This window comes from Nocardioides sp. P5_C9_2, from assembly GCF_054049555.1.
On the sequence record NZ_JBFUMD010000121.1, the window covers coordinates 1 to 8,697 of the forward strand.

Sequence of the window (8,697 nt, forward strand, 5' to 3'; positions counted from 1 at the left end):
CGCGTAGACGACCCGTCCGCCGTCGTCGAGCCGGATGAAGCCGTCGCCCACCCGCGGTGAGTCGGCATGGTCGCTGCGCTGGCCGCCGTACGGGAACCAGCCCCCGGCGATCATCTGGGTCAGCTCGGCCGCCGTCTGCAGGTACGAGAGCTCCAGGCGGCTGGGCGTCCGGACGCCCAGCAGGTTGGTGTTGCGGGCCACCAGGGCGATGGCCCGACCCGCGCGGCGCACGGGGATGACCTCGACGCGCACCGGTACGTCGTCGCGCCACTCGGGGTCCCCCTCGCGCACCAGCCGACCGGTGGCGTGCGCCTCGTCGAGCATCCGGCGCCGGCCCGACGGGATGAACGTGCCCAGCACGTCGTCGGTCAGGGCGGTGGGCCCGGTCGTGGGACGCATCTGCCCGGCGGCCCAGAAACCGCGCCCCTCGCGGTCCGGCAGCCACAGCACCAGGTCCGCGAAGGACAGGTCGGCGATGATCTGCCAGTCCGCCATCAGGAGGTGCAGCCAGGCGACGTCCGCGTCGTCGAGGTCGGAGTGGRCTCGGGCGAGCTCCTGCAGGGACGGCACCGGCACAGCCTAGGTCCGCGACCCCTCGGGCCGGTTCGCCGTCGTCGGAGGCGGCTGGCAGGATGGCACGCATGCCCACCGCGTACTGGCGCAGCGTCGTGCAGCGGGGTCTCGAGGTGCCCTCGGACCGCCCTCTGGACGACCTGACGGCCGACCTCACCGCCATGCTCGGCTCCCCCGACCCCGAGCAGCGTGACGGGATCGCCTACCCGACGCTGGCCACCTGGGTCGAGCGCGGGGTGTACGACGACCTGCTCACCGGGCTGGGTGACGGCATGGCCGCCGGGCTCACCGTGGGGCTGGGCGAGCAGGGCACCGACAGCGTGTTCCGCCGCGCCTTCTCCGTGCTCGTGCTCGCCGAGTGTCTCGAGCGCGGCACCGACCAGCACCTGCTCACTCCCGGACAGGTCCTCCAGTGGGGTGACCAGATCGCCACGTGGTACCTCCGCGAGAAGGACACCCGCGGGTACGTGCCCACCCGCGGCTGGGCGCACGCGGTGGCCCACGGCGCCGACGCGATCGGGGTGCTCGCGACCTCCCCGCACCTGGCGTCCCCCGAGCTGACCGTGCTCCTCGACGTGCTCGCCGACCGGCTGCTCGCCCCGGACACCGGACTGCTGGCGTGCGGGGAGCCCGACCGGCTGGCCGCCGCCACCATGAAGGTGCTGCGCCGCGACGTCGTGGACCTCGCGGTGGTCGAGCCGTGGGTCAACCGGATCGCGGCCGCCGCCGCGGCCATGGGCAGCGGTGAGGACCGCGACCCGTTCCTCGACACCGGCAACGCCCAGGCGTTCCTGCGGGCGCTCTACCTCCAGCTCAGCCTGGCCCCGAACCCCCCGCGGGTGCGTCCCGACCTGATCCTGGTCCTCGTCGACTCCCTCCGGCGGACCAACCCGCACCATCTCGGGGCCGCTCCACCCCGCGTGAACTAGCCTGCGCTGCATGAGCGACGAGACCGCAGCCACCGAGACGCCCGCCGCCCCCCGGCCCGGGGACGAGATCGCCGGGCACAGCGGCGAGCTCGCCGTGGCGGCCGCTCGGGCCCACGGCGTGGAGACCATGTTCACGCTGTCCGGCGCCCACGTCTTCCCGATGTACGACGGGGCCGTCAAGGCCACGCCGCCCATGCGACTGCTGGACGTGCGCCACGAGCAGACCGCGGCGTTCGCCGCCGAGGCCACCGGCAAGCTGACCCGGGTGCCCGGGCTGGCGGTGCTGACCGCCGGGCCCGGCGTGACCAACGGCGTCTCGGCGATGGCGCAGGCGCAGTTCAACGGCTCCCCCATGGTCGTGGTCGGCGGCCGTGCCCCGGCCAACCGGTGGGGCTCCGGCGCCCTCCAGGAGATCGACCACCTCCCGATCGTCGACTCGATCACCAAGCAGGCCCGCACCCTGCACACCGCCGCCGAGGTCGCGACCGGCATGGACGACGCCTTCACCGTGGCGCGCTCGTCGCACCGCGGTCCGGTCTTCGTCGACATCCCCATGGACGAGTTCTTCAACTCCTCCTCGGGTCCCGCCTCCGCGGGCACACCGGCGCCGCGGCTGGAGCCCGACGGCGAGGACCTCGCGGCCGTGGCCCGCCTGCTCGCCGAGGCCACCCGTCCCCTGCTGATCCTCGGCACCGACGTGTGGGCCGACCGGGCGGAGGACGCGGCGCTGCGCTTCGTGGAGGCGCTGGGCATCCCCACGATCACCAACGGCATGGGTCGCGGCATCGTGCCCGGCGGCCACCCGCTGCTCGTCACCAAGGCCCGCGGGGCGGCCATCAACGGTACCGACCTGGTCGTGGTCGTGGGCACACCCCTCGACTTCCGGCTGGGCTACGGCGTCTTCGGCGGCAAGGACGGAGCCACCCCGGCCCGGGTCGTGCACGTGGCCGACTCCCCCGCGCAGGTCTCCGCCACCGCCGGCTTGGCCGCGTCGGTGGCCGGGGACCTGTCGACGGTCCTCGACGGACTCGTCGAGCCGGTGCTGCGCGGTCGTCGCGGCGACTGGTCCTCCTGGACGGGTGAGCTCGGCGACGTCGTCAGGGCCACCGTGGCCCGCGACAGCGAGCTCCTCACCGCCGAGGCGGACCCCATCCACCCGGCACGCATCTACGGCGAGCTGGTGCCCCGCCTCGCCGACGACTCGGTGGTGATCGGCGACGGCGGCGACTTCGTCAGCTTCGCCGGCAAGTTCGTCGAGCCCAAGCGCCCCGGTGGCTGGCTCGACCCCGGACCGTACGGCTGCCTCGGCGCCGGCCTCGGTGCCGCGATCGCTGCCCGCCTGGCCCGACCGTCCGCGCAGGTCACCCTGCTGCTGGGCGACGGCGCCGCCGGCTTCTCGCTCATGGACGTCGACACCCTGGTCCGTCACGACCTTCCCGTGGTCATGCTGATGGGCAACAACTCCGCCTGGGGCCTGGAGAAGGGCCCGATGCAGATGCTCTACGGGTACGACGTGGTGGCCGACCTCGCCCAGCGCACGGCGTACGACCAAGTGGTCTCGGCGCTCGGTGGGGCCGGGGAGACGGTCACCGACCCGAAGGAGATCGGTCCCGCCCTCGACCGCGCCTACGCCTCGGACGTGCCCTACCTCGTCAATGTCATCACCGACGTCGAGGCGGCCTACCCGCGCAGCACCTTCGGCATCTGACGTCCGGGCCGACACAGCCGTGATGGAGCTCAGGCGAGCCCGCCCCGAGGAGCTGCCCGCCCTGGGCGAGCTCACGGTGGCGGCATACTCCGACTTCACCCTGGGGCCCGACGACCCCTACGTCGCGCGACTGCGCGACACGGCCTCCCGGGCTGCCCACGGCGAGCTGTGGGTGGCGGTCGAGGACGGCGAGCTCCTGGGCTGCGTGACCTGGTGCCCGCCGGGATCCCCCTGGCGCGAGCTGGCGGGCGAGCACGAGGGCGAGTTCAGGATGCTCGCCGTCGCCCCGGCCGCTCGCGGACGCGGCGCGGGCTCGGCGCTCGCCGTACGCTGCGAGGAACGCGCCAAGGAGCACGGCGCCACCGCCATGGTGCTCTCGTCGCTGCCCCGGATGACGCACGCGCACCGCATCTACACCCGGCTGGGCTACCGGCGCGCCCCGTCGCGCGACTGGGACCCGATGCCGGGCGTGCACCTCATCGCCTTCACCAAGGAGCTCTCGTGACCGCCGCCACCGTGACCTTCACCGTCGGCGACGACGACACCGCCCTCGCCCTCGGCAGCGGATCGCTGCCGGTGCTGGGCACCCCGCGGCTGCTCGCGTGGTGCGAGGCGGCGACGTGCGCGGCCCTCGAGGACGGTCTGGCGGACGGCGAGACCAGCGTCGGCACCCGGGTCCAGCTCGAGCACCTCGGGGCCAGCCCGGTCGGGGCCCGGATCGAGGTCAGYGCCACGACGTCGTACGCCGACGGACGCCTGCGCCGTCTCACCGTGAGCGCCCGGGACATCGGCTCGGGCAAGGTGGTCGCGGCCGGCGAGGTCACCCGCGTCGTCGTCGATGCCGAGAGGTTCCTCTCCCGCCTCCGAGGGGCGTAGCAGCCGGACGGCGCGGCCGGTGCCCGGCAGATCAAATGCAGCGAGCCCCCGGCCAGTGGCCAGGGGCTCGGTTCCAACGCTCAGGCGTTGGGGCGCTTGCCGTGGTTCGCGCCCTTCTTCTTGCGAGCGCGGCGCTTGCGACCGGTCTTGCCCATGATCGTCCTCCAAGAATCGTGTTGCCCTGACGGGTGCCCCGTACAGGGCTCGGGTCATCCTCTCAAATGCCGGGCAGCGGGGCCAATCAGCCCCGGGGCTCAGCCCTCCGAGATGCGGAACTGGACCTCGCGGATCTGGACCCGCACCCGGTCGCGCAGGTGGTCGGGCGCCGACTCCGAGCACGAGCGCGCGACGACGGCCTTGACCGTGCGCTGCAGGTCGTACTTCTCCAGGCACGGACCGCACTCGTCCAGGTGGACCTGGACGGCCGAGCAGTCGGCCTCGTCGAGCTCGTTGTCGAGGAAGTAGACAATGCGCTCGAGGTAGTCGGCGCACTCCTCGTTGGTGTGCTCGTGCCCACTCACGAGTCGCTCCTCTCACCGGTCGTCCCGGCGGTCTGCAGGCTGCCCGCACGCACGTGGTCGGTCAGCATGTCGCGCAGCTGGCGACGCCCCCGGTGTAGCCGGGACATCACGGTGCCGATGGGGGTGTTCATGATCTCGGCGATCTCCTTGTAGGGGAATCCCTCGACGTCGGCGAGGTAGACGGCCAGCCGGAACTCCTCGGGCAGTCGCTGGAGCGCGTCCTTGACCTGCGAGTCGGGCAGGTGCTCGAGGGCCTCCATCTCGGCCGACTTCAGACCGGTCGAGCTGTGCGACTCGGCCCGCGCCAGCTGCCAGTCCTCGACGTCCTCGGCCATCGACTGCTGGGGCTCCCGCTGCTTCTTGCGGTAGGTGTTGATGTAGGTGTTCGTCAGGATCCGGTACAGCCAGGCCTTGAGGTTCGTCCCGGGCTTGAACTGGTGGAACGCGGAGTAGGCCTTGGCGAACGTCTCCTGCACCAGGTCCTCGGCGTCGGCCGGGTTGCGGGTCATCCGCATCGCGGCGCCGTACAGCTGGTCGAGGAGGGGCAGGGCATCCCGCTCGAAGCGCAGGGCACGCTCGTCGGGGGTCTCGGTCTCGAGGTCGACCGCGGGGTCGCCGCTGGTCTGCAGTGATTCGGTCATCGCCTCCCAGACTACTGCCGCCTCGGCTGGACCGAGGTTCGCGCTGCTGCTCGGGCGCTGGAGGGCCGGACGCGGGACTGTGGCGATCACGCACGTCTCAACACGCCAGGTGGCTCGCTGATTCCCGTCAGGTGGTGCCGACGACCTCGCGCACCAGCCACTCCAGGGTCGACTCCACCACGATCCCCATGGCCTCGTCCTGGCTCAGCGGCGCGCGGGCCGGCACCTTCAGCCCGTGGTCGGCGGCCGGTACGACGGCGAGGTCGAGGCCCGGCACCTCGGTCGGGACCTCCTCCGGCCGGCCCATCGGGTCCCGCTCGCCCTGCACCACCAGGACGGGGACGCGCGCCCCGGCGAGCTCGCCGGCACGGGACTTCTCCGGGCGTCCGGGCGGGTGCAGCGGGAAGGACAGGGCCAGGCAGCCCACGGCGCCGAGCGAGCGTGCACAGCGCGCGGCCGACCGCGCACCGGCAGAACGCCCGCCCACGACGAGCGGGGTCCGGGTGCGGAGCATGTCCGCCGCCGCCCGCAGGGCGGCGTCGAGGGAGGCCGGCGGCGTCGCGACCTTGCGACCCGCGACCCGCCACGGCTGCTCGAGCAGGATCACGCTGACGCCCTGTCCCGGCAGGGCTCCGGCCAGCGCCACCAGGTCTCGCGCATCCACACCCCCGCCGGCGCCGTGGCTCAGCAGGAGGGTGGCGACCGGTCGGGACGCGTGGCGGACGTGCAGCCGTCCCTCGCCGTGAGGCGTGGGGACGGAGCGGACGATCGCCTTGATCACGAGGGCCCGCCCTCGAGCGGTCCGTCCTCGAGCGGCGCGTCCTCGACGGGCAGGGGCTCGACCAGCTCGGGTCCGTTGTTGCGCACGTTGCCGACCGCCGTCGAGACGGGGTAGGCCTCCAGGCTGCCGGGCGCGGCGGGCACGAGCAGGGAGAGCTCGCCGCCGACGCGCGGGTCCAGCCACTGCGCCCAGCGGTCACGCTCGACCATCAGCGGCATACGGTCGTGGATGTGGCCCAGCGAGTCCTCGGCCTCGGTGGTGAGCACCGTGCACGTCCAGCGGAAGCGGTCGGGGTCGTCCTCGGCCCGGCTCGGGTCGCGCCAGATCTCGTAGAGCCCGGCCATGGCCAGCACCCCGCCGTCGGCGGGCCGGATGAAGAACGGCTGCTTGACCGGCTTGCCGGCCTTGGTGGTCTGCGAGGTGGGGTACCACTCGAAGTAGCCGTCGGCCGGCAGCAGGCAGCGGCGCACGGCGAACGCGCGCTTGTACGCCGGCTTGTCGGCCACCGTCTCCATCCGCGCGTTGATCATCCGGTTTCCGATCGAGGGGTCCTTGGCCCACGACGGCACCAGCCCCCACGTCAGCACGCGCAGCTGCCGCTCGGGCGGCTCCGAGCCGTCCTTGGTGGGCGGCCGCTCCACGACGGCGTACACCTCCTTGGTCGGCGCGACGTTGTAGTCGGCGGCCAACGGCGCGGGCGTGCGGTCGGCGACGACCTCGAACTCCTCGACGAGGTCCTCGGGGCGACGCGAGGAGGCATAGCGTCCACACATGGGGACAGCGTAGTGACCGGGCAGGTCACGGCCCCCTCAGGACCGCGCGAGCTCGTCCAGCAGCCGGGACGCGGCCAGGTCGGTGCCGGGAAGTCCCTCGATCCACACGCGCGCCGGGTCGTCGGTCAGRCCGGCGACCAGCGAGCGCAGCAGCCGGACCCGGGTGCCGAGCCGGTCGTTCCGGGAGGCCACGACCACCACCCGGTGCGGAGCCAACCCGCCGATGGTCTCGCCGCCGGCGAAGACGGTGCGCGCAGCCTCCCCCACCCGGGAGAGCCGCAGCGAGCGGGCCAGGCGGGAGGCAGGGTCCACACCGTCGCCGGAGGCCGACTGGTCGGCGGGCAGCTCACAGACCACCAGCGCCCAGGCCGCGTTGACGTCGGTGCTGCCGTGCTGGCGATAGAGGTCGCGCAGCCTGCTGCGCACGTGCACCCGGGTGGCGAGACCGGTCATCGGGTCCTCGCACGAGAGGGCGTGGAAGTAGGACAGGGCCGCCTCGCTCCAGCCGACCAGCAGCGCCGAGAGGGCGTCGTACGTCGGGTCGTGGCCCCGCACCGCGTGCCACGCCTGCCGCAGACCGGCCATGGTCTCCTCCAGGGACGACCCGTCCAGCGCCAGGTCGCGACCGACCACCGCGCAGGCGTCGGTGGCGTCCGATCCCGCGAGCAGGGCCTCCGCCACGGCCTCGAACCGACGGGGCAGCTGCCTCTCGACGGGCCCCGTCCACCTCGTCCCGGGACGGCCCCCGGGACGCCGTGCGGACGGGCCGGGCGCGAACAGTCCCATGCGGCGCCMCCTCCCCGGGTATCGGTCCCTCGTCGTGTCCTACGGGGGGTGGACGCGGGTGCGTGGGAGGCATGACGCCGAACCGGGGGAACTTGTCCGTGGGGCGTTTCACCCCGTCCTCCGCGATGCGAGGCCTACAGTGGCGTCACGCCCTCGCCCCCGAGCCGTCTGGTGAGCATGAGCAGCACGACGTCTGTGCAGAGCCCCGGCGACGCCGAGCTGATCTCGGCCGTCCGGGGCGGGGACACCGACGCCTACGGCCTGCTCTTCGAGCGTCACGTGGACGCCGCGCGCCGCCTGGCCCGCCAGCTCGTCCCGGCCGGCGACGCGGAGGACCTGGTCTCCGAGGCGTTCGTGAAGGTGCTGCAGGTGCTCCAGCGCGGGGGTGGTCCGGACGTCGCGTTCCGCGCCTACCTGCTCACCGCCGTACGGCGCCTGCGCGTGGACCGCCTGCGGGCGGCCTCCCGGCTCCACACGACCGACGACATGGAGCGGTTCGACCCGGGCGTCCCCTTCCGCGACACGGCGCTCGAGGGCTTCGAGAGCGCGACCGCGGCACGCGCCTTCGCGTCCCTGCCCGAGCGGTGGCAGCTCGTCCTGTGGCACACGGAGGTCGAGGGCCAGAAGCCTGCGGACGTCGCCCCGCTGCTGGGGATGAGCGCCAACTCGGTCTCCGCGCTCGCCTACCGGGCCCGCGAGGGGTTGCGCCAGGCCTACCTCAACGAGCACGCCTCCGAGCTCGACGACCAGAGCTGTCGGTGGACCCGCGACCACCTCGGCGCCTACATCCGCAACGGCATCTCCCGGCGCGACGCGAGCAAGGTGGAGGACCACCTCGGCCACTGCCGCGCCTGCGCGGGGATCTACCTGGAGCTGAGCGAGGTCAACTCCGACCTCGGCGCCATCCTGGCGCCGCTGCTGCTGGGCGGCCTGGGAGGGGCGTACGCCGCCGGTGCGGCCGGGGCCGCCGGGGTGACCGCATCGGCGGGGCTGGCCGCCGTGCTCGGCCGGACCCGTGAGGTCGTCGCCGCCCACACCCAGGTCGCGGCGGTCGTCGGCGTCACCGCCGCGGTGGGGATCAGCGGCGGCGGGTTCCTCGTGTGGCAGGA

General features: G+C 73.5%; 12 protein-coding genes. 5 read left to right on the top strand and 7 right to left on the bottom strand.

Annotated features, from left to right (window positions below):
- Positions 1–570: histidine kinase N-terminal domain-containing protein (locus ACXJKL_RS08285; protein WP_457206587.1), on the bottom strand; the 570-nt coding region annotated here is incomplete at its 3' end.
- A gap of 71 nt (positions 571–641) precedes the next feature.
- Here ACXJKL_RS08285 and ACXJKL_RS08290 point away from each other — a divergent pair.
- The 4 genes from ACXJKL_RS08290 to ACXJKL_RS08305 are packed head-to-tail and all read left to right on the top strand — an operon-like array spanning position 642 to position 4,086.
- Positions 642–1,502, top strand: a complete 861-nt coding sequence (locus tag ACXJKL_RS08290; RefSeq protein WP_457206588.1) for a DUF2785 domain-containing protein — start codon at positions 642–644, stop codon at positions 1,500–1,502.
- Positions 1,503–1,512: 10 nt separating this feature from the next.
- Positions 1,513–3,210 (top strand): acetolactate synthase, encoded by a 1,698-nt coding sequence (locus tag ACXJKL_RS08295; protein WP_457206589.1) that lies wholly within the window; start codon positions 1,513–1,515, stop codon positions 3,208–3,210.
- A gap of 22 nt (positions 3,211–3,232) precedes the next feature.
- Positions 3,233–3,715, top strand: a complete 483-nt coding sequence (locus ACXJKL_RS08300; protein ID WP_457206590.1) for a GNAT family N-acetyltransferase — start codon at positions 3,233–3,235, stop codon at positions 3,713–3,715.
- Entirely contained in the window at positions 3,712–4,086 is a 375-nt protein-coding gene (locus tag ACXJKL_RS08305; RefSeq protein ID WP_457206591.1) for a thioesterase family protein, read from the top strand. The genes ACXJKL_RS08300 and ACXJKL_RS08305 overlap by 4 nt, the downstream gene beginning before the upstream one ends.
- Positions 4,087–4,166: 80 nt before the next feature.
- On the opposite strand, the gene ACXJKL_RS08310 is transcribed toward ACXJKL_RS08305, so the two are convergent.
- From ACXJKL_RS08310 to ACXJKL_RS08335, 6 genes are all read right to left on the bottom strand, one after another.
- On the bottom strand, positions 4,167–4,241 hold the full coding sequence (locus ACXJKL_RS08310) for a 50S ribosomal protein bL37 (RefSeq protein ID WP_369759046.1): 75 nt from the start codon (positions 4,239–4,241) through the stop codon (positions 4,167–4,169).
- 99 nt (positions 4,242–4,340) lie between these two features.
- On the bottom strand, positions 4,341–4,607 hold the full coding sequence (gene rsrA, locus ACXJKL_RS08315) for a mycothiol system anti-sigma-R factor (protein ID WP_457206592.1): 267 nt from the start codon (positions 4,605–4,607) through the stop codon (positions 4,341–4,343).
- Positions 4,604–5,248, bottom strand: coding sequence for a sigma-70 family RNA polymerase sigma factor (locus ACXJKL_RS08320; protein WP_457206593.1), 645 nt, complete (start codon positions 5,246–5,248; stop codon positions 4,604–4,606). Before ACXJKL_RS08320 ends, rsrA begins: the two co-directional genes overlap by 4 nt.
- A gap of 127 nt (positions 5,249–5,375) precedes the next feature.
- Positions 5,376–6,029, bottom strand: a complete 654-nt coding sequence (locus tag ACXJKL_RS08325) for an alpha/beta hydrolase family protein (RefSeq protein WP_457206594.1) — start codon at positions 6,027–6,029, stop codon at positions 5,376–5,378.
- On the bottom strand, positions 6,026–6,802 hold the full coding sequence (locus ACXJKL_RS08330; RefSeq protein WP_457206595.1) for an SOS response-associated peptidase: 777 nt from the start codon (positions 6,800–6,802) through the stop codon (positions 6,026–6,028). The genes ACXJKL_RS08325 and ACXJKL_RS08330 overlap by 4 nt, the downstream gene beginning before the upstream one ends.
- A gap of 36 nt (positions 6,803–6,838) precedes the next feature.
- Entirely contained in the window at positions 6,839–7,588 is a 750-nt protein-coding gene (locus ACXJKL_RS08335) for a hypothetical protein (RefSeq protein ID WP_457206596.1), read from the bottom strand.
- A gap of 177 nt (positions 7,589–7,765) precedes the next feature.
- Between ACXJKL_RS08335 and ACXJKL_RS08340 the strand changes: the two genes are divergently transcribed.
- Positions 7,766–8,697: sigma-70 family RNA polymerase sigma factor (locus ACXJKL_RS08340; protein ID WP_457206597.1), on the top strand; the 932-nt coding region annotated here is incomplete at its 3' end.

What these genes read in the sequence shown, in the direction of transcription:
- ACXJKL_RS08300 (WP_457206590.1), top strand. Translation starts at nt 3,233, where the DNA reads ATGGAGCTCAGGCGAGCCCGCCCCGAGGAGCTGCCCGCCCTGGGCGAG.
- ACXJKL_RS08330 (WP_457206595.1), bottom strand. Translation starts at nt 6,802, where the DNA reads ATGTGTGGACGCTATGCCTCCTCGCGTCGCCCCGAGGACCTCGTCGAG.
- ACXJKL_RS08295 (WP_457206589.1), top strand. Translation starts at nt 1,513, where the DNA reads ATGAGCGACGAGACCGCAGCCACCGAGACGCCCGCCGCCCCCCGGCCC.
- ACXJKL_RS08290 (WP_457206588.1), top strand. Translation starts at nt 642, where the DNA reads ATGCCCACCGCGTACTGGCGCAGCGTCGTGCAGCGGGGTCTCGAGGTG.
- ACXJKL_RS08320 (WP_457206593.1), bottom strand. Translation starts at nt 5,248, where the DNA reads ATGACCGAATCACTGCAGACCAGCGGCGACCCCGCGGTCGACCTCGAG.